The sequence below is a fragment of the Saccharicrinis sp. 156 genome (genome assembly GCF_050589685.1).
Lineage (GTDB): Bacteria > Bacteroidota > Bacteroidia > Bacteroidales > Marinilabiliaceae > Saccharicrinis.
In genome coordinates, this window is the sequence record NZ_JBNGOS010000003.1 from 202,648 (window position 1) to 225,288 (window position 22,641).

Here is a 22,641-nt window from a genome sequence, read left to right on the forward strand (position 1 = left end):
TCTGTTGTTAAATAATTAAAATGTTAAATTAACACCTAATGTAAACGTTCGAGGTCTTGGATAGAAATTGTTATCAACACCAAATCTATCGTCTTTTTCTCCAACTTCAGGATCTAGCCCACTGTACTCAGTAACCGTGAATACATTCTGTACCGTAAAGCTTACTCTTGCGCTGATATCCTGTCCGGCTACATTATCAAAAACATATCCTGCACTGATGTTATCCATTTTCAAGAAAGAAGCGTTCTCTACAAAATAATCAGATGTAAACTGACGCTTCACAAAATTTGTTTTGCTCAGGTGGGTCGGCATATTTTTCCAGTATCCAATTTGTTGCATTTGGTCATAAGAAGAACCTGCGGCCACTTGATTCAACACGTAATTGTCGATATTGGCACGTAGGGATGTCGACATATCAAAATTCTTATAGTTAAAACGTGCCGAAAAACCTAAAGTATAATCAGGTGCAGGATCATGATAAATATATTTATTGGCATTATCTCCGGCGATCTCTCCGCCATTCCCGGCCAAATCTTCATACAACCCTTCAATTGGCTTACCATTAGTATCATATACTTGCTTGTTTACAAAGAAAGCATGGGCAGCTTCCCCCACTCTGGAAACCTGAGTAATACCAGTCATTCCAGTACCTTCAGGTACGCCAATATAATCTGGGTCATCGTTTAATAACAGTCTGGTGATTTCATTTTTATTATGGGTAAAGTTTATGCCAATATTTAGCGACATATCCGGCTTAGATATAGGCACGAAATCCAACGAAACCTCGATCCCTTTATTCTCCAGGTTACCCACATTAGTTAATAATGTGTTAGAAAAGTTACTTCCACTAGGGATCGTTACATCGTTTAATAAATCCTTGGTTTCTCTGAAGTAGTAATCGATAGATCCGTTAACTCTGTTATTTAAGAATCCGAAATCAAGACCAATGTTTTGAGTTGTTGTTTCCTCCCACTTAATATCAGGATCGTACGTCTCAGGCCTTAATGTACGGATATATTTCCCGTTGATATAATAATAATATCCGTTATCGGAAGCAGTATACTGAGCTTGCCCGGGATAATCATTGTCTTCTATAATGTCCTGTTGCCCTGTGATACCCCAACCCATTCTAAGTTTTAAATTTGATAAAACATCAACATCTTGCAGGAATGACTCTTCATGAATTTTCCATGCAAAGGCGGCCGACGGAAAAAATCCCCATCTGTTGTCCTCATTAAATCGGGAAGATCCATCGTAACGGAAAGTACCGGTTAAAAGATATCTGTTTTTATAGGCATAGTTTAATCTACCAAAGAATGAAACCAAATAATTTTCAGTTTTTGACTCAGTGTCATTGTCAACCTCTAACGGATGACCTGGAGCTTCAATTGATGTTGTATAATTGTATTCTTCTCTCTCAAAGTGTTGCCAGGAATAACCTCCTGTGGCATCCATTCTATGATTTTCATCTAGGTCTTTATTATAATTCAAATAAAAATCCAAAAGGTTGTTTTTATTCGTGGCACCATAATCACTTAACTTACCATAGTCTCCCGGAACCAAGGTTGACGGAGAAGTAATCGGCCGATTGTTAACACCTTCACTATCTGTATAATCAGTGGCCATATTTAAAGTTGCCTTAAGTTCAGGTAACATCGGAAGGGTATAATCCAATTTTAAACTACCAACAAACCTAATTACATCAGATGTATTATCTACTGCGAATGCTTGCTCAACAGGGTTAGGTGTACCCAGGTTGGCCCCATAGTTTTGCCATTGGTAATATCCTGCGAAATCATCGGCTTCTTTGTCGTAAATAGGCTGAGTAGGATCCATTGAAATAGCAGAACCAATTGCTCCGTCATCACCAAAATTATTTTTTGTACTCATCAATTTGGCATTGGCGTTTACTGTTAAATGGTCGTCCAGAAAACTAGGATTCAAGTTTACAGATGCGGTAACCCTCTCCATATCCGTATTTTCCAAAATACCTTCCTGATTGGTATATCCTATAGAAACACGATAGGGCAAAAAATCATATGCCCCGGAAAATGCAACATTATGATCATGTGAAATAGCGGTACGGAAAATTTCCTTTTGCCAATCTGTATTGGCTGTGCCCAATGTGTTAAAATTAATGGCACCAAACAAAGTCTCATTCTCCAGGGCTATTTTTCTCATTTCATCCCCCGAATATACATCCACATAATCTATTGGAGTAGAAACCGAAACGTTACCGCTGTATGAAATCATCATATCACTGCCGGCCGATCCTTTTTTAGTGGTAATAATAATAACACCATTGGAAGCTCTGGAACCGTAAATTGCAGTTGCCGAAGCATCTTTTAATACCGTAAAAGTTTCAATATCGTTTGGATTAATAAATGAAAGGGCATTTGCACTACCACTAACATTGTTTGCAACACTTTCTATTGGCATCCCATCTACAATAATAAGAGGATCGTTAGAAGCATTTAATGAAGAACCTCCACGAATTCGAATGGTGGAGCTGCTACCTGGGGCACCTCCAGCTGAAGTAATAACTACTCCTGAAGACTTACCCACCAACAGATCCTGTGCGGAAGTAATATTTCCTTTATTAAAATCTTTGGAAGATACGCTTACCACAGAACCGGTTTTATCTTCCTTCTTCTGAACACCATAACCAATCACCACAACCTCCTCCATGCCAATAACATCATCTTCCAACTCGATATTAATGGTTGTTTGGTCTCCTACAACCACTTCTTGTGAAAGAAAACCAATAAATGAAAACATGAGAACATCACCTTTATTTGCACTTATAGTATATGTTCCATCCGGAGTAGTAATCGTACCGGTGGTTGTACCTTTAATAACCACGGTAACACCCGGTAACACATCACCTATACCGGCATCCCGTACGGTACCGGATATAGTCACTTCCTGAGCCAGGGCTACGTTTGTTATAATAAACAAACCGGCCAGCACCAGCATGACTTTGTTAAAACGAAATGATTTAATCATAAAACTAAAGATTTAACAGTTAAAAAACTTGTTTAATTTTCTTAATTGATAGTAGATTTTAAATTTAGATATTGATTTAATATACAAACATAACACACTGCTTTGCAATCGCCTTACGCTCATTTGGACTTTACAAATCTACAATAAAAACAAGCTTGAGATAAACATTTATTAACATCATTGGGTTTATTATTGACATTTTTTAACGCAAACGTTTGCGAAGACGTTTGCGAAGACGTTTGCAATACGCACGTATGTTTTATAACATATTTTTAACCTTTTGCACTTTTGTTCAAAACATGATATATGTTGGTTTTTCATGGCAATGAGGAAATTACTCTACAAAAGAAGCCTGCAGAACAACTTTATTTTGCACAATTATTGTACTTTTAAATATTACAACCCCATGGCATGGGAAACATAACCAATACATTTATTTTTACATGGCTACACATCAGGTTACTATAAAAGACATCGCTAAAATACTGGGCATCTCCGCATCTACTGTATCCCGGGCACTAAAGGATCATCCGGATATCAGCCCGAAAACAAAACAGATGGTTCAGGCTTTTGCCGAAAAGGTTCATTACAGACCTAATGCTTTAGCCTTGAATTTGAGACGTAGCAAAACCAACACCATTGGTATTATATTACCGGAAGTTGTACACCACTTTTTTTCTTCTGTTCTTGCAGGAATCGACAAAGTAGCCTATGCTGCCGGATATAATGTAATGATATGCCAGTCGAACGAAGATTATCACCGGGAGGTTAGCGACGCACAAGCATTATTGGACAACCGTGTTGATGGTATCTTAATGTCGATGAGTAAAACCACGTACCAACTGGATCACATACGTAACTTAATTGAACATGGTGTACCTGTGGTTTTCTTTGATAGGGCACCGGAAGAAATTGAAGCAGACAAAGTACTTATTGATGATTTTTCAGGCGCAAAAATTGCCACACACCATCTTATGTCTATTGGATGTAAAAAAATATTGCACCTGGCAGGACCTCAGAATCTGGCCATAGGTAAACGAAGAAAGGAAGGATACCAGGCAGCACTAAATGAAGTTGGTATAGATTATAACCCAGAATACGTCATTAAATGCGATACCAGAGACGAAGTTTTTGCCAATGCGGGTAAAATACTTCAGTTAGCCAACCGGATAGACGGTATATTTGCCGTAAACGATTCAACGGCCATTGCAGCCATGCAAGTACTTATTAAAAACGATATTAAAGTTCCCGAGCACATTTCCGTAATAGGTTTTGGAGATGGTCCTAATGCCACCATTGCCTACCCTCCTTTATCAACTGTGGAACAAAAAGGTATTGAAATGGGGAAAGAGGCCATTCAGTTATTAATTAATCAAATTGAAAACGAGGAAGAAGTTCACATACCCCAAACAAAAGTACTCACCCCTGTATTGCGCATTAGAGAATCTACGACTAAGGTGAGGGATTAGTTTATAGCTTTTGGCTGGTAGATATTAGTCCAAAGCGGATTTTGCAAACGGTTGCAGAACCACGCCCTGATATTTTTTTAGCTTTTTTTTATATTTTACGCATGTACCGCAAACGGTTGCAATCTGATGTTTCTATAACACACCCACAAACAAACAGCCATAACTAGCTATAAATGATAGCTTAGAATTAATATTTATAACGTATCTTTGATGCAGATTTTAAATCATTGGACACGATTTGATATAAGTCAACACCTGCATAACTCCAATTCTGGAATTAGCAAAGTATTTTACTCTCTTGGATAAACAAATCCGGGTTAATAGCATTTATTGTATATTCCTGCGATTTATCTCGTTAACCGAGATACATAGTAATCATGTAATTATTTTTGATTTTATGAAGAAGATGCCTCGATTATCCTTTTGGCAAATCTGGAACCTAAGTTTCGGTTTCCTGGGAGTTCAATTCGGCTTTGCCTTACAAAATGCCAATGCAAGTAGGATATTAACCAGTTTAGGTGCGGATCCGCATAACCTGTCATTCTTTTGGTTGGTTGCACCCATCATGGGATTAGTTGTGCAACCAGTGGTTGGCGCAGCAAGCGATAAAACCTGGACCAGGATAGGAAGAAGAACACCTTATATTTTGTTTGGGGCCATTATTTCAATGGTAGCTATGTTTTTTATGCCTAACGCTCCTCTTGTTTTTAAAGCGGGAACAGCAGCAGCATTAGCTTTTGGCGTTATCATGCTGGCCCTGATGGACGGCTCGTTTAATGTAACCTTTCAACCTTTTAGGGCACTGGTTGCAGATATGACTCCTGAAGAGCAACGAAACGTTGGGTATTCCGTTCAGAGTTTCCTGATTAATTTTGGTGCGGTAATAGGATCTGCTTTGCCCTTTATTTTAACTGCTATTGGTGTATCCAACGAAGGTGAAACCGGAGAGGTAGCTCCATCTGTGATATGGTCGTTTTATATTGGAGGTACCTTACTGTTAATAAGCGTCTTAGTTACCGTGTTAAAAACCAAAGAATATCCGCCCGAGGAATACGAAGCGTATAAAAACATAACTGAAGAAGACAAGCAGAAGAAAGAGAGTTTTTGGGAATTATTAAAAACGGCTCCTAAGGTTATGCGACAGCTTTCTATTGTTCAATTGTTCTCGTGGTTTCCGTTTTTCCTGCTTTGGGTTTATTCCACCACAGCCATTTCGCAACACTATTTTGGGGTTCCGTTGGATTTTAATGCTACCGAAAACACCGACACAATTTTAAGAAAAGCATTTGACGAAGCAGGTAACTGGGTTGGTATATGTTTTGCCATGTACAGTTTAGTTGCGGCAATTTATTCAATTTTACTACCAAAACTGATCGCCTTAACAAGCCGAAAAACTATTTACAGTTTCTCCTTACTTCTTGGAGGGTTAAGTTTTATAAGTATTTTCTTCTTCACAAATCAGTATTACATTCTTATATCAATGGTTGGAATTGGGATGGCCTGGGCAGCTATACTATCCATGCCTTATGCCATTTTATCGGGCGTATTACCTCCCAAGCGCATTGGGGTATATATGGGACTTTTTAACCTGACTGTAGTAATTCCGCAAATTTTGAGCGGTGTTATCGGAGGCCCTATTCTTAGATCTTTCTTTGGCAATCAGGGTATTTATATTTTAATTCTGGCAGGAATAATTATGGTGCTGGGAGCATTTTCAGTAGCCTTTGTAAAGCAGGACAAAGAACAAGAGGCTTAAAACAGAAAAATAAAACGTCAACATTTAACAATTATTTATAAAATGGGAAAAGTAAAAGCTTGTCTTTTCGATTTAGACGGGGTAATAGTAGATACCGCCAAGTATCATTACATAGCATGGAAGGAACTGGCTAATGAAATGGGGTTCGATTTTACCATTGAGGATAACGAAAGACTTAAAGGTGTGAGCAGAATGACGTCCTTAGACATACTTCTTTCAATAGGGCAGATTGAAAAAACCGAAGAGGAAAAACTGGCTTTGGCGGCAAAGAAAAACGAAAATTACTTGACATATATTCTAAAAATGGGGCCGGAAGAAATCCTTCCCGGAACCAAGGAATTTTTAGAACTATTAAAAAAAGAAGGAATTAAAATTGCCTTAGGTTCGGCCAGTAAAAATGCCATGACTATCCTGGAGCGATTGGAACTAACATCGTATTTCAGCACCATAATAGACGGAACAAAAGTATCTAAAGCAAAACCCGATCCGGAAGTTTTTTTGAAAGGTGCAGAAGCATTAGGTGTTGATCCTGAAGATTGCGTGGTTTTTGAAGATGCGGAAGCTGGGGTTGAAGCAGCTTTGGCCGGAGGCATGAAGTGTGTAGGCATTGGCAATGAAGAAGTATTGGGCAAAGCTCACTTGGTGGTAGCTGGGTTGCACAATATGAACATGCAGAAACTGGGTCTGTTAAACGGCTAACCCAACCGTAGGCAGATAACTTATGAATATGTCACTTAAAAATTATTTGACCCGACCGACGGGAATAAAAAATTTTAATCATGAAAAAATATCTTAAACATAACGAATGGTGTGTGATTGAAGAAGGATTTGATCCCGTCAATCATCAGGCTTCGGAAAGTATCTTCAGCATTGGTAACGGAAAGATGGGACAACGGGCCAATTTTGAAGAAAAATATTCGGGACCAAGCTTACAGGGAAGTTATATTGCCGGAGTTTATTATCCTGACAAAACAAGAGTGGGTTGGTGGAAAAATGGGTATCCTGAATATTTTGCCAAGGTTCTAAATTCTCCAAACTGGATTGGTATCGACGTTACTATTGACGGTACTGAATTAGACTTGTACAAGTGTAAAGTGGAAAACTTTGTGCGAACACTGAATATGCAAGAGGGATATTTAGAGAGGGAATTTGATGCTATTTTGGATGATGACAGAAAAATCCATGTTAAAGCAAAACGCTTTGTAAGCATGGCAGATACCGAAAACGGAGCTATCCGTTATGAAGTAACACCTGTTAACTTTAATGGTGTTATCAGCTTTACCCCCTATATCGACGGAGATATTGAAAACGAGGACGCTAACTATGATGAGAAATTTTGGAACGTTTTAGATGTAAATGCTACTGAAGGTGGTGCCTATTTAGAGTCTCAAACCAAGAAATCGGACTTTAGGGTTGGTATCGCCATCAAATACCATGCAATGATAGATAACAAACAGGTGCAAGCCAAACCTGAAGTTATTCAATTAAGCAAATGGGTAGGCAACAAGGTTGAGTTTGAAATAAAAGCAGGTCAAACGGCTTGTCTTGAGAAATTTGTTGGCGTAACCTCATCTTTAAATTACGCTACCAACGAATTAAAATCCAATGCCGAAGAATTAGTTTCGTACGCTTGCCACAAAGGTTTCGATAAATTATTTGCCGATCACCGACAAAAATGGGCCAAAAAATGGGTTCTCAGTGATATTAAAATTAAAGGTGATGTAGCTGCGCAGCAAGGTATCCGGTTTAACATCTTCCATCTAAACCAAACCTATACCGGTGAGGACGAAAGATTAAATGTGGGGCCCAAAGGGTTTACCGGTGAAAAGTATGGCGGAACTACCTATTGGGATACTGAAGCCTATTGTGTCCCGTTTTTTTTAATGACCGCTCCTCCAGCAGTTACCCGTCAATTATTGATTTACCGATATAAACACCTGCCAAAAGCCATTGAAAATGCCGAGAAACTGGGCTTTAAAGATGGAGCCGCACTTTACCCCATGGTGACAGCCAATGGCGAGGAGTGCCATAATGAGTGGGAAATTACCTTCGAGGAAATTCACCGTAATGGCGCTATTGCTTTTGCTATCCACAATTATATCCGTCATACCGGGGATAAAAAATATTTGGCAGAGTATGGCATTGAAGTTTTAGTTGGTATCTCCAGATTTTGGAGCCAGAGGATCACATTCTCACAGGCAAAAAATAAATACGTGATGTTAGGGGTTACCGGCCCTAACGAATACGAAAACAACATCAATAACAACTGGTACACCAACAAAATGGCAACATGGAGTTTAAAATACACCATGGAATCTTTGGATTACGTCAAAGAAAACAGTCCGGTCAGATATAACGAGTTAGTCGAAAAGCTGCGCTTTGACGGAGATAGCGAAACACAGCGCTGGAAAGACATTGTTGCCAACATGCATTTCCCATACAACGAGGATCTTCAGGTTCACATGCAACAGGATGGGTTTATGGACAAAGAACAGATCATGGCTGATGACCTGGACCCCGGGCAACGTCCAATTAACCAACACTGGTCGTGGGACAGAATACTCCGTTCAAACTTTATTAAACAAGCAGATACCTTACAGGGAATGTATGTTTTTGAGGAGGAATTCAGTAAAGAAGAAATTGAGCGAAACTTCAACTTTTACGAACCGCGTACCGTACATGAATCTTCCCTGTCTCCTTGTGTGCACTCTGTTATTGCAACAAAAATTGGGCGCGTTGAGAAAGCTTACGAGATGTATCTGCGGACTTCTCGCCTGGATTTAGATGATTACAATGCCGAAGTTCATGAAGGATTACATATCACGAGTATGGCAGGAACATGGATGTCAATCGTTGAAGGATTTGGAGGCAAAAGGGCTTATGACGAGAAGTTATATCTGAACCCGGATATTCCTGCACGATGGGAAGAATATGCTTTCCGTATTACCTTTAAAGGAAACGACCTGGAAGTAAGGGTTAGTGTGGCAGATGTGGAAATTATTTCCCATGCGGAAAAAACCATTGAACTATACGTTTATGATAAACTAGTGACTGTTGAACCGAATCGTTCGCAGACTATTTCCCGATAGTATATGGTACATAGAGACACTTTGGCGCTGAGTGATCCCTCTCCCGCAGCCCCTTGTGTCTCTGTTTTTTATTCCTCCCTCACCCTTTTTACTTAACTTTAGGTACCCAATTAAAAATGAAACTACTTCAAATTTTATATGTTGCCATGATGATATTATCCAGTTCAAACATACTTGAAGCCATGAGCACAGCCGTTATAAAACGCATTGAGCCTACCAATTGGTGGGTAGGAATGCATTCTCCCGAACTACAACTTTTGGTTTATGGCCCGCAAATTGCTTCCACTGATATTCGTATTGATTATGGAAGCGTTTCTTTGAAAAAAGTCACTAAAGTAGAAAACCCCAATTACCTGTTTGTTGACTTGTTGATTTCGCCTACAGCCAAAGCAGGAACTATGCCTATCGAGTTTATAAAGGGAGGAAAGGTTATTTGCACATACGAATACCAACTATTAGATCGGGAAGCCGGGTCCATGTACAGAAAAGGATTTGATTCGGGAGACGCCATTTATCTGATTATGCCCGATAGGTTCGCCAACGGGAATCCCCAAAACGATAATATTGAAGGCCTGCTCGAAAAAACGGATCGCAAGGCACCTTATGGGCGTCACGGCGGTGATTTACAAGGCATTTTAGATCATTTAGACTACGTTGAGGAGATGGGATTCACCTCCATTTGGCTCAATCCGGTGATGGAAAACAATCAGCCCATGGCTTCTTACCATGGTTATGCCATTACCGATTTTTACCGGATCGATGCCCGGCTCGGAACCAACGAAGAATTTAAAACACTCACCAAAGAATGCAACAAACGCGGCATCAAGATGATTATGGATATGGTGTTTAACCACTGTGGAAGTAACCACTGGTGGATGAAGGACTTGCCCATGTTCAGCTGGATTAATCAATGGGAAGAGTTTACACGTTCCAACTATCGTTTATCAACCATTTCCGACCCTTACGTTTCCCGGGCCGACAAAGATCAATCCGTAAAAGGTTGGTTCGACACCACCATGCCCGATCTCAACCTGGAGAACGAGTTTATGATGAATTATATGATTCAAAACAGCATTTGGTGGATCGAATATGCAGGTTTAGAAGGCATTCGAATGGATACCTATCCTTACCCCGATAAACATGGGATGGCGGTTTGGACACAACGTATTTTAAACGAATACCCCAATTTTAATATTGTTGGAGAATCATGGATTACCGAGGCTTCGAAACTATGCTATTGGCAAAAGGACTTCCCCAACAAAGACGGCTACAACTCGCACTTGCCCAGCCTGATGGATTTTCCGATGCAAGATGCCATCAAACGTGCGTTTAATGAAGAGGAGGGTTGGGAAACCGGCATGTCGAGACTCTACAACACCCTGGCCGACGACCACCTCTACCGCAACCCCATGAACCTGGTTGTATTCCCGGACAATCATGACGAAGGGCGCATTTTGCATGCCTTGCAAAACGATACGGCAAAACTAAAAATGGCGTTGACTTATGCAGCCACCACCAGAGGCATATTGCAGATATACTATGGAACCGAGTTACTGATGAATGGAAACGGGTTGGATGGCCATGATAAAATCAGGCTTGATTTCCCAGGCGGATGGAAAAACGATAAGCTTAATGCTTTTACCAAAGAAGGACGAAATACAGACCAGAACAAGATTTTTGGGCTGATAAAAAAACTGCTGAATTACCGCAAGCACTCCGAGGCCTTAAAATACGGCAACACTTTGCATTTTATTCCAAGGGATGGAGTATATGTGTATTTTAGATATACTGATAATGAAACCATCATGGTCATTCTAAACAACAACACAAAAGGTATTAAACATATTGATACTTCACGATTTAAAGAAATTACAGGTGGCTTTAATCAAGGCACTAATATTCTAACGGGAAGAGCCATCGGCAATCTTAAAAGTATTAATATCAAAGCAAAATCAGCAATGGTGATTGAGCTTAAATAAATTGAATAGATACGTTCAACTCAAACAATGACAATTCTGGGGTAAATTTTGCTTTATACCCAACAAATCATATTCTGCCAATAAACGAAAGAATATGATTTGCAAACAACAATATCAAACCTTAAAAGTATTGAACTTTCCTTTGATAATATGCCGCTTGCTATTCAACCAGTTTTTCAGCTCAGATGCGTATATCTCCCTGAAATACATAGTGTACGTTTTATGAAAAGAACCATGTTTAGCTGGATTACCGGGAGTAATAAAAGTTTAATGACATATGGCAAGAATTAATTGACAGTGCATTAATTCAAAAAAAATGATGAAATTTGTTTTGAGAGGATTGTTTTATGGCAAAGTATTACAAAAACGAGATTAAGGTACCACGGTTTAGCGAAGCCAACGGATTTTACACCACAAAAAAACGATCCAGGATGATGAGCAAAGTTCGTGGAAGAGATACAAAGGCCGAAGTTAAGCTGCGTAAGTTTCTGTGGAGTATTGGTATTCGTTACTATAAAAACGTAAAGCGGCTACCCGGCAAACCAGATATCGTTATTGGAAAGTACCGGTTAATCATTTTTATTGATGGAGAGTTTTGGCACGGTTATAATTGGCACCGGAAAAAGCACCAAATAAAAACAAACCGCCGCTTCTGGATTCCAAAGATTGAAAGAAACATGCAACGGGACGCTATGATCAACAGTTTTTATAAACGAAAAGGATGGACCCTATTGCGTTTTTGGGAACACGAATTAAAAAAGGAGTTTAATGTTTGTGTTATTAAGATATTGGACGTTATTGAAGAAAAGGAAATGTATGTGCTTACATAATTTTTTACTCCAAACCTGATTGATGTTGATGGAAAGCTAATTTTAGTTTATCTTAATGCTATGAAACCGACAATAAGCATATTGGGTTGTGGTTGGTTGGGCATTCCTTTGGCTGTAGAATTAATCAAGGCTGGTTACCCGACTAAAGGATCAACGACTTCACAAATTAAATTAACCGAGCTAGCCGAATTAAAAATAAATCCTTATTTAATTGATTTATACGATAGGGAAGATCGTACTGAATTTTTAAAGGCAGATATTCTTGTCATTGCCGTCCCTCATAAGGATATCGATAATTTTCAATTCCTGGTCTCGCAAATTCATGCCTCTGATATCGATAAAGTAATCTTTATTAGCTCTACTTCAGTATACCCAAACTTAAACGGAGAGGTAACGGAAGAAACTAACACATTGGATACTGCTCTTGCTAAAATTGAGTCGATATTTTGCAGTAGTTCTCTCTTTAAAACAACTGTTCTTCGATTTGCAGGTTTATTTGGAGGAGATCGAAAACCGGGGTATTTTTTTCCTAACGGAATTAAAATCAAGAATCCAGAGGGTTTTGTCAACCTGATTCATTTAGAGGACTGCATAGCGATTATTAAGACATTAATCGAAAAAAATATTTGGGGTGAAATTTTTAATGCATGTGCAGATACTCATCCAACACGAAGAGAATTCTACACCAAAGAAATGAAGGGAGTAGGAAGAAAGCCACCTGAATTTGACGAAGTTAAACCTTCGGAATTCAAAGTTGTAAGCAATAATAAACTAAAGAAGCACGTAAATTATCGTTTCAAACATCCCGACCTGATGAATTATAGGTAATTGCTTACCATACAAATTAATTAATTATGAAACTATTCAGAAAATTAATAGCCGTTCTTTTCCTTATACCAATTTCTTTGTTGTGTGTAGCTCAGGTTAAAGTAATGACTTACAACATCCGTTTCAATAATCCGAATGATGGCGACAACTGGTGGGAAAACCGTAAAGGCGAAGTGGTACAGCTACTCGATTATTATTCACCGGAAATTATTGGAATACAGGAAGGACTCCATTCTCAAGTTGAATATATTGATAAAAAAATGCCTAATTACAATTATGTGGGAGTGGGCAGAGACGACGGGATTAAAAAAGGCGAATACACTGCCGTTTATTTTGATACGACCCAAATAATTTTGGTAAAAACCAAAACCTTTTGGCTATCAGAAACACCAGATAAAGTTTCGATAGGATGGGATGCCTCTATGGAAAGAATAAGTACTTACGCCATATTTAGGATTAAGAAAACCGGGGAAGTCTTACATGTATTCAACTGCCACTACGACCACATTGGTGAACTAGCCCGCGTAAATTCTTCACAACTGATTATGAATAAAATAAAAGAATTTAAGTTGGATGAAGAAAAGGTGATTGTAATGGGCGATTTTAACAGCGGGCCCGATAGTGAACCCATTCAAATACTAAAAAAACAAATGGATGATGGGGCTAAAATATCACTTAAACCGTTATATGGCCCCCACGGAACCTTTAACTCGTTCGGCAAGAATATAACACCTATAAGAAGAATTGACTATATTTTTACAAAGAAACTGCAAGTAAAAAGATACCGGCATATTGATGACAAGAGAATAAATGGCTTGTGGTTTTCCGATCATTTACCAGTGATGGCTGAAATCATATTGGATGATTAAAAATTCCCGGGAAACAATAATCTTAAAAATAGACTCATGAAAACGTTAAAACTAACAATGTATTGTAGCTTAATTGTATTGGTGGCGGCATGCTCTTCCAAAACAAAGAAAACAGAACCTCAAAACAAAACCCCGGAACCTTTTCTGGAAATGGTTTGGCAAACCGATTCGTTAATGACAACCAGCGAATCAGTCCTGTACCACAAAGAATCGGGGGTGATCTATGTCGCTAACGTCAACGAATCACCTTGGGAGATTGATCATAACGGGTTTATTTCCACCATAGATACCAGCGGAAATATTTTAGAACTCAAATGGGTTGAAGGAATGAGCGGCCCCAAGGGAATGGGTATTGTTGGCGACAGACTTTTTGTGAATGATATCAACAGAGTGGTAGAAATTGATATGAAAGAAAGAAAAATCGTGAATGAATACCCGGTGGATGGAAAACCGGACTTAAATGATTTAACTGTTTCCTCCGAGGGCGTTGTTTATGCTTCAGGTTCGTCCAGCGAAACAATATATGCTTTGCAAAACGGGAATATGGATGCGGTTTTAGTAAAAGATTTAGCCCGGTTAAATGGTTTGCTGTCTGCTAAAGAGGGAATGTATTACGTAACCTCAAAAGCCAGTGAGTTTGGGATATGTAATTTAAAAGATGGATCATTAAATGTGTTGACTACCGAAATTGGTCATGGCGATGGAATTGTAAGGTTACCCAACGACGATTTTATCGTTTCCAACTGGAAAGGTGAGGTATTTTATATTTCAGCCAAAGACTGGAGTAAAAAACAATTGCTGGATACCCGCGAGAAAAATATCAATGCCGCGGATATTGATTTTATTCCTGAGAGTAATTTGTTGCTAGTACCAACTTTTTTTAATAATAGGGTGGTGGCGTATAGGTTGAAATATAAGTAAAGATATAACAAAGATTAATATGATTGCTCAAACGCCACCCCCTCCGTATTATGCCGTTATTTTTACTTCAACTAGAACAGAAGGAGATAACGGATACGCTGAAATGGCTGATTTTATGGAAAAACTTGCCCGGGAACAGGAGGGTTTTTTAGGTATTGAAAGTGCCAAAAATGAAGTGGGCATAACCGTTTCGTATTGGAAAGATTTGGAATCCATTAAAAAGTGGAAAAACCATATAGAACATACGAAAGCCCGAGAGAAGGGTAGAGAAATGTGGTATAATTGTTATAAAACCCGCATTGCGTTGGTAGAGTCGGATTATAGTTTTGAGATGTAGTCAATATTTTATTTTTTAACGACTCCGGAAACGTAAATAAGGATTTGTATTACACCTGTGTAATATACATTGATGCAGGATGTTACTTGTGTGAATGCTAAAACCCCATTGGGGTATATTTGTGTAACGCTAAACACACAGGTAATACCCTGTGCTATTGCTATAAGCCCGTTGGGCTTTTGTTTTCGATTAATTGATATTGATCGAGTGTATCATATCCTTCGGCTTAATATTGAATGCGCCAAAGGTGTTATAGAAATAGCATAGGCAGCGCCCTATGTAACTTACGTCATGTACATAATGCCCCAAAGGGGCTATAGCCATATCGCAAAATAGATGTTTATGCGAAATGGCAAAGTACGCATGGCCAAATAGGATTGTTTTTCTTAACTTAATAAACAATAATCCTTTAAATAAATAACCATGCCTCAATCTTTATCAAAAGTGTATGTCCATATTACTTTCAGCACTAAGCACAGGGAAAATTTAATTAATAACGAAATCCAGGATCGACTATATGAATACCTCGGAGGGGCATGTAGAGCTTTGGAATGCAATCCCGTAAGCGTTGGTGGTTATTATGATCATGTTCATATTTTATGCACATTGTCACGTAAAATTACACAAGCCGGTCTGTTGCAAGAATTAAAACGGGGATCTTCCAAGTGGGTAAAGACGTTAGGCGCTAAATATCAAAATTTTTATTGGCAAGATGGATACGGTATTTTCTCTGTAAAACCTTCAGAGATTAATGTGGTGGTCGATTATATTAAAAATCAAAAGGAACATCATAAAACAAAAACTTTTAAAAAGGAGTTCAGGGGTTTTCTGAAAAAAAATAATGTGGAGTATGATGAAAAATATGTGTGGGATTGATGATTGGTGAGCTATTAGGGCGTTGCCCTACGATAATACTATAAGCCCGTCGGCTTAAATTGGTTATCGTTTAAAATTTTTGGGCAAATGCTTCTTACTTTGCGCCAGGATTAATGGCTACAAAGGTGTTATAGAAATAGCACAGGGCATCGCCCTATGAGTTCTGCGTCATGTAAATGATTGCCCCAAGGGGGCTACAGCGGCTAATAACCAATTAAACATTGACTAATTGAATGGCACTACCTACTCAACCATTGTTTAAATTTCGATGATTTTTCTGTGGAGACAATTACCTCAAATGGCAAAGAAGGTGCCAGGTTGAGCTTCAGTTTGCTTTTTGAATAAACCACCGCATCTTTAACCGCTTTTATATGGACGATGCATTTGCGGTTGGCCCTAAAAAAATATTTGGGATCCAGTTTTTCTTCCAACTGTTCCAGGGTATTGGACAAATCATAGGAATGTCCATCGAACATGGTGATAAATACAGATTTGTTTTCGGCGTAAAAAGAGGCTATATCATCCACTTCTATAGCTTTAATCTTATCGCGATAGTGCACCATAAAACGCTCCTGATATTCTTTTTTGCCTACCGAAGCAGCTATTATTCGGTTGATTTCCTGATAATCTACAGCCGCGGAAGGTTTCACGGCCAGATGAACTTTTTTGAATTTTTCAATAGCCTGCTTCAACCTTTCTTTTTCAATCGGTTTTAAAAGATAATCAACACTTACCTGCTGAAATGCTTCTATGGCATATTGATTAAAAGCTGTGGTAAAGATGATAGGTGTTTCTACTTTGATTTGTTCGAAAATAGAGAAGCTGTTTCCATCGGCCAGGTGAATATCTAAAAAAATCAAATCTACTGTGTTGTTATCCAAAAACTCCACTGTTTGTTTTACGGATTCTAAAATCTCCACCACCTCAAAGTCGGGTTCAATATGGCTCACCAAAGCATTCAGCTTTCGTGCCGATGGCATTTCATCTTCAACTATTAAAACTTTAATCATCTTACCTTGGGATTAAGGTTATTTTTACAGAATAATGCTTTCCATCATTTTTAATGACCGGTAATGCACAGTTCAGCAATTCATATTTTTCAAAAATATTGTTTTGTCCTGTATTGGTTGATTCTATTTCCGACTTATCCCGGAATTGCAGGTTATTTTTCACGATTAAGCCATTATCCTCGTTAAAAACACAAATACGAAGTGGTTGACTTCGGGAAACAACATTGTGCTTAATGGCATTTTCAACCAGTACCTGAAGTGTTAATGGTGCAATCAGCATTTTCTGCTTATTTTCATCAATGTTGATTTCATAATCAAAACCATCTTCAAACCTGAATTTATACAGTTGCAGGTAGCTTTTTATAAAATCTATTTCTTCTTCCAGCGTCACCAAATCTCGTTTGTTGATAGAGAGCACATATCGATATACTTGTGAAAATCGTTGGATAAACTTGTCCGCTTTATCCACATCTTCATAGATAATGGAAGAAAGAACACTTAAGTTGTTGAAAAGAAAATGGTGATCTAATTGCGTTTTTAGCGCACCATATTTGGCATTGATTTGTTCCTTTTCGAGATGAGCGACCTGTATTTCCAGTTTATTACGTTCTTCCATTCCCATAATTAACTCAATCAAGACTAAGAAGAGGCTATCCATAACTAAAGGCATAATGTATAAAAAATCCTTGTCCAATTTCTCCTGAGGGACACCGAAATGCCCATGTACAGAAAGGTAATTGAGAATAAATACACCGGCAAAGGCATGAGCAACAATAAGTACGGCATCTAACACCAATCGAATTCCCCAGTTTTTATTCCACTCTACAAATTCGTTAAACCAGTTAACCGCGAAATAAAATATAGTTACAGCAACTGCGGCATTACCAAAGGCCCATATACTACGGTGCGTAAAAATATTCATAACTTCATTCACTGTTCTAAATCCTAAAAGAACCATCATGGATAATGATGTTATCATGATCAGAACAGTTACAAATGGTATAAAGAATATTTTTATACGGTTGGAAATCATTTTTTAGACTTTTATATATGAGATAATAGATTTTTTTCTTTTCTATACCAATAACAGCCAATAACTTTCGACATTTGACTTTCGACTTTAAACTAATCACTATTTAATCAACTCTCCTGTTATTCTTAATAAATTGAACTCTGCAATTTTTGCGTTAAAATTAGCATCATTAAAATTATTGGCAACATTCAACATGTTTTCTTGTGCAGTACGAAACTCAATGGAGGTTGCGTTACCAAGTTTAAACATTTCTTTGGTTTGCTCAAAATTAAGCTCTGCTTGTTCCAAACTTCTTTCCTGCAATTCAACAATTCGCATTTTGTAGGCATAATCGGTATAGGCATTCGAAGCGTCTCGCTCCAGCTCAGCTTTAACCTGTCGGGTTCGTTCCTGTTCGCTCAATAAGTTGAGCTGTGCATTTTTTTCGCGGGTACGCTGTTGACGACCGTTAAACACATTAAAACTAAGACTTAGACCTGTTGTTAAACCATTGCTTTGCGAGTAAATACTGTTACTGTTGCTATAGTCCGTTTTGCTGTAGGCATACTGCCCATAAGCGGAAAGCGTGGGGTATTTAGCTGCTTTCGTAATTCTTAAATCTAATTCGGTAATTTCTTCCGATTTTTTTTGTGATTGTATGGTACTATTGTTTGAAACAGCAGCATTTATAACTTGTTCTTCCGAAAAAGATTTCTTGAATTCCAGTTTTTCATCTACTTCAAATTCAGAATCAACAGGAAGACCTAAAACCACATTTAAATCTTTAATAGCTATCAAATAATTTTGTTCTGCATATAATATCTGCGTACTATCACTGTTCATATCTACCTCGGCATTGAGCACTTCTAGCTTATTTGTTTGTCCGTATGCTTTCCGGTCTAGAGCTTTTTGATAGCGCTCTTTGGAAATGTCCATCGACTCAATTGCCAGTTTTAGGTTTTGTTGTGCACTGCAAACATCGTAAAAAGCCTGAACTACACTCAGCATAGTATTCTCCATTTGTTGTTGAAAAAGAATCTTCTGGCGTTCGTCAGTTTGTTGCAGCTTCATATAATTATATTGATTCCCAAAACCATCGAATAAAGTATAGTCAATTCGAGCACTTCCATTATACCCACTTGAGGTAGCTCCTTCGCTTTCCAACAACCCTATATAAGTAGTCTCGTTCTCGGTGTCAGACTTAGAATAGTCAGCTCCGCCACTTAACGAAACTGAAGGCAAAAGCCCTGCGTTTCCTATAGTATTATTGTTCTCAGCTTGTTTTAATGTGTTTTTGGCAATTTTTAAATCGTAGTTGTTAACCATTGCCGTTTCAATGGCTTTTTGCAAGGTCATAGTTTCGGCAACTGTTTGGGCATTTTGTCCAAACAGTACCGTCCCTACCATAACCAAACCTAAACCTAATAATATTTTTTTATAGCTCATTATAATCGTATTTCATTTCTTTTATAGCATTCTCAACTTGTTCTGGCGTTACATTTTTGCCTCTGACTTTATTCTGCCAGTTTACTTTCAGGTTATTTACAATCAACAACATTACCGGCAATAAAAACAAGGTTGTGGTTGTGGCCATAATCATGCCATAAGCCAACGATAAGGATACCGGAATCAGGAATTGTGCTTGTAAGCTAGTTTCTAACACCATTGGTGCCATACCAGCCACTGTTGTTAAAGTAGTTAATATAATCGGACGGAAACGTGACACTCCTGCTTCGAGCAGTGCGTCTTTATAGGACATGCCTTCTTTCAGATTGATGTTTAATGCGTTGATTAGTACCAGGCCATCATTAATCATTACCCCGACCAGAGCAATCATTCCCATGGCCGACATTAAGCTCATGGCCATTCCATGGATCCAGTGTCCCATCACAACACCAAATAAACTTATTGGAATGGTCATATAAACCAAGATAGATTGACCAACCGATCGTAGAGTTAAAACTACCATAGCAAACATAAGTAACAGAACAACCGGAATGGTTATTTTTGCAGAATTTGCCACTTTACTTGTCTCACGTTGCTGACCATCGTATGACACACCTACTCCCGGATGTTTCTCGAAAATAGGAGGCAATATTTCCTTGTTTATCTTTTGCATAATCTCCGGCAAAGAAGAATATGGATCGGTTTGATTAGCTTCAATTATAACATCACGATCAAAATCCAGGTGACGAATATTGGTAACCCCGTTAACCATTTTAAATGAAACAAGTTCGGATAAAGGATAATTAACCCCATTGCCCAAACGGATTTTCATATTTTCGAGCTGGCCTAGCGACCTCCTGTTTTCGATATCGTACCGCACCCAAACTTTTACTTCGTCCTGTCCGCGTTGCAAACGTTGAACCTCATTGCCATAAAAAGCCTGACGAACCTGACTGATTACCTGTTGCAATGTAACTCCCAAATGATTGGCCTTAGGTTTTAAAGTAAGCTCAATTTCGCGATTTCCCACCGGTGAATTATCCGATACATCCGAAAGCTCGGGCATATTTTTAAGTGCTATCTTTAATTCTTCTTTGGCTTCCTGTAAAGCATCGTTATCATCACCGACCAATGATAATGAAAGTGCTTTACCAAAGGGGTTAAAACCAACTATCTCAAAAGTCTCAGCTCCCGGCACTTCTCCAACTTTATTACGAATTTGCTCAATCACCTCTGCTGTAGTTGAGCTTCTTACTTCTGCATCTAATAATGTAACCCCAATTGTAGCACTATTACCAGCTCCCTGAAATTGCTCGTATAAAATTTTAATAACATCCTGACTATCGGGTTGTAACACCTTCATTTCTTCGTTTACTTCCCAAATACACTTTGATATTCTGTCGATATGCTTTTGTGTAACAGACTCTTCTGTTCCAGACGGCATAGACAATGTAACAGAAAAATTATCACCGTCCACTTCTGGAAAAAAAGTAACCGTTACCAGCTTATTACTTATCATCCCAATAGACAAAATAAACAGGGCGATAAAAACAGAAAGGGCAATTATTCTATGCTTAATGAAATAGGTCAATAAAGGACGATAGGTTTTATCTCGCATCCAGGTTAGCCATCTTTCCGACCAACCCATAAATTTCAACCATTTTTTATCACTTCCTCTCTCCAATGCTTTTGAATGTGCCATATGAGCCGGCAATACGAATAGTCCTTCAATCAGCGAAACCAATAAAATAACAATCACAATTATAGCAACCTCCGAAAACATCTCACCTATTTTTCCATTCAAAAACAGAAAGGTAGAAAAGGCAGTAATAGTAGTCAACACACCTGACACAACAGCAGGGGTTACCTCCAAAGTGCCATCCACAGCTGCTTTAACCGGACTCTTGCCCATTTGCCAGTGCCTGTACACATTCTCTCCCACAACAATGGCGTCATCCACCAGAATACCCAGCACCAAAATCAAACCAAATAACGACAACATGTTGATGGTAACCGATGTAGCAGGAATAATAACAAACATTCCTAACATAGAAAAAGGAATACCAACAGCTACCCAAAAAGCAATACGAGGATTAAGGAACAAAGACAAGAAAAGTAATACTAAAATAATACCCAACAAACCATTATCCATCAACAACTCAATCCGTTGATTTAAAGTATCACTTTGATCCCTGATAACGTCAGCCTGCAATAGTTCCTCATTTTTATTAAACTCATCCAGATATTCATTCAGTTTTTCGGAAGCTACAATAATATCTTCATCAAAAGTTGTATTAATAGTTATTACGACAGCTTGTTTATCATTAAATTTAATTTCCGATGGAGAATCTTCCCATTGATCTTTAATTTTAGCAATATCTTTTAGATAAATGATACCTCCGCTACTCGAGTTTCTAACCACAATATTTTCGAGCCCCTCACTATAATATTCCTTGTTTCTAGCACGGATATAAAATTCCTCATCACCATCTTTTATACTACCACCTGTCATAATCAGGTTAGTTGAAGCCACTGCACTAGAGATCTCAGTAAATGTCATCTGATATGCATCCATAGCCTCCTCATCCAGCAAAATAGCAATTTCTTCATCAGGATAACCGGATAGGGTCACATTTGAAATGCCATCCATACGAAGCAAGTCTTTCTCCATATCACGGGCTATTGACTTTAGATACTTTAAAGAAACTGTTTTCCCCTCTTTTGCAGTAATGGCAAAATTAATGGCAAAATTGGTATTGTCGTGTTTATAGGTTACTACCGACTCGATATCAGCCGGAAAAGAAGAGATTTTATCCACGTCATTTTTTACACGAATAAGTGCCTCATCCATATCAGTACCTAACTCCATTTCAATGGTAACATTACCAGCATTCTCGCTTGATGTTGAAGTGATACGCTCAAGGCCTTCCAATCCTTTGATATTCTCCTCAATTTTCAAGATGGCTCCTTCCTCCACTTCTTCGGGGGATGCTCCGGGGTAAATAATGTCTACATAGATGTACCGGGTGGGCACATTCGGGAAAAAGTTTTTCTGCAATCCTAAAAGTGCAATGATCCCAAACAGTGCTACCATGACCATTAACAGGTTAACGGCCAGCGGAAATTTTATAAAATATGCTATTAGTTTTTTCATGTTATACTATTCGTGTCAAGACGCAGGCCTCAAGTATCAAGATGCCTGTTTCTATGATT

General features: G+C 38.4%; 16 protein-coding genes. 11 read left to right on the forward strand and 5 right to left on the reverse strand.

Annotated elements, in window-relative coordinates:
- Positions 1-15: 15 nt before the first annotated feature.
- Complete coding sequence (locus tag ACRD64_RS02610) at positions 16-3,006, reverse strand: SusC/RagA family TonB-linked outer membrane protein (protein WP_430931600.1); 2,991 nt, start codon at positions 3,004-3,006, stop codon at positions 16-18.
- A gap of 443 nt (positions 3,007-3,449) precedes the next feature.
- On the opposite strand from ACRD64_RS02610, the gene ACRD64_RS02615 reads away from it, so the two are divergent.
- The 11 genes from ACRD64_RS02615 (at position 3,450) to tnpA (ending at position 15,960) form a co-directional block, all read left to right on the forward strand.
- The gene (locus ACRD64_RS02615) at positions 3,450-4,475 is read left to right on the forward strand and encodes a LacI family DNA-binding transcriptional regulator (protein ID WP_430931601.1); all 1,026 of its coding nucleotides are present in this window, start codon (positions 3,450-3,452) and stop codon (positions 4,473-4,475) included.
- Between the two features lie 397 nt (positions 4,476-4,872).
- A complete protein-coding gene (locus tag ACRD64_RS02620; protein ID WP_430931602.1) occupies positions 4,873-6,231 on the forward strand; it encodes an SLC45 family MFS transporter in 1,359 nt (452 codons plus the stop codon).
- A 42-nt stretch (positions 6,232-6,273) separates the two neighbouring features.
- On the forward strand, positions 6,274-6,930 hold the full coding sequence (pgmB, locus tag ACRD64_RS02625) for a beta-phosphoglucomutase (protein ID WP_430931603.1): 657 nt from the start codon (positions 6,274-6,276) through the stop codon (positions 6,928-6,930).
- A gap of 80 nt (positions 6,931-7,010) precedes the next feature.
- Positions 7,011-9,320, forward strand: a complete 2,310-nt coding sequence (locus ACRD64_RS02630; RefSeq protein WP_430931604.1) for a family 65 glycosyl hydrolase domain-containing protein — start codon at positions 7,011-7,013, stop codon at positions 9,318-9,320.
- Between the two features lie 116 nt (positions 9,321-9,436).
- Complete coding sequence (locus ACRD64_RS02635) at positions 9,437-11,299, forward strand: glycoside hydrolase family 13 protein (protein WP_430931605.1); 1,863 nt, start codon at positions 9,437-9,439, stop codon at positions 11,297-11,299.
- A gap of 347 nt (positions 11,300-11,646) precedes the next feature.
- On the forward strand, positions 11,647-12,129 hold the full coding sequence (locus tag ACRD64_RS02640; protein ID WP_430931606.1) for a very short patch repair endonuclease: 483 nt from the start codon (positions 11,647-11,649) through the stop codon (positions 12,127-12,129).
- Between the two features lie 60 nt (positions 12,130-12,189).
- Positions 12,190-12,957, forward strand: coding sequence for a hypothetical protein (locus ACRD64_RS02645; RefSeq protein ID WP_430931607.1), 768 nt, complete (start codon positions 12,190-12,192; stop codon positions 12,955-12,957).
- Positions 12,958-12,983: 26 nt separating this feature from the next.
- Positions 12,984-13,826: an endonuclease/exonuclease/phosphatase family protein gene (locus ACRD64_RS02650; RefSeq protein ID WP_430931608.1), complete on the forward strand. Its 843-nt coding sequence runs from the start codon at positions 12,984-12,986 to the stop codon at positions 13,824-13,826.
- 36 nt (positions 13,827-13,862) lie between these two features.
- A complete protein-coding gene (locus ACRD64_RS02655; protein WP_430931609.1) occupies positions 13,863-14,747 on the forward strand; it encodes a hypothetical protein in 885 nt (294 codons plus the stop codon).
- 19 nt (positions 14,748-14,766) lie between these two features.
- The gene (locus ACRD64_RS02660) at positions 14,767-15,084 is read left to right on the forward strand and encodes an antibiotic biosynthesis monooxygenase family protein (RefSeq protein ID WP_430931610.1); all 318 of its coding nucleotides are present in this window, start codon (positions 14,767-14,769) and stop codon (positions 15,082-15,084) included.
- A gap of 423 nt (positions 15,085-15,507) precedes the next feature.
- Positions 15,508-15,960 carry an IS200/IS605 family transposase gene (gene tnpA, locus ACRD64_RS02665; RefSeq protein WP_430931611.1) on the forward strand — a complete coding sequence of 151 codons (453 nt, stop codon included), beginning with the start codon at positions 15,508-15,510 and terminating at the stop codon, positions 15,958-15,960.
- Between the two features lie 239 nt (positions 15,961-16,199).
- Here the strand turns inward: tnpA and ACRD64_RS02670 are convergent, their stop codons facing one another.
- The 4 genes from ACRD64_RS02670 to ACRD64_RS02685 form a co-directional block, all read right to left on the reverse strand.
- Positions 16,200-16,970, reverse strand: coding sequence for a LytR/AlgR family response regulator transcription factor (locus ACRD64_RS02670; protein ID WP_430931612.1), 771 nt, complete (start codon positions 16,968-16,970; stop codon positions 16,200-16,202).
- A 1-nt stretch (position 16,971) separates the two neighbouring features.
- Positions 16,972-17,949: a sensor histidine kinase gene (locus ACRD64_RS02675; protein ID WP_430931613.1), complete on the reverse strand. Its 978-nt coding sequence runs from the start codon at positions 17,947-17,949 to the stop codon at positions 16,972-16,974.
- Positions 17,950-18,102: 153 nt separating this feature from the next.
- On the reverse strand, positions 18,103-19,428 hold the full coding sequence (locus ACRD64_RS02680) for a TolC family protein (protein WP_430931614.1): 1,326 nt from the start codon (positions 19,426-19,428) through the stop codon (positions 18,103-18,105).
- The gene (locus ACRD64_RS02685) at positions 19,418-22,582 is read right to left on the reverse strand and encodes an efflux RND transporter permease subunit (RefSeq protein ID WP_430931615.1); all 3,165 of its coding nucleotides are present in this window, start codon (positions 22,580-22,582) and stop codon (positions 19,418-19,420) included. The genes ACRD64_RS02680 and ACRD64_RS02685 overlap by 11 nt, the downstream gene beginning before the upstream one ends.
- Between the last annotated feature and the right edge of the window lie 59 nt (positions 22,583-22,641).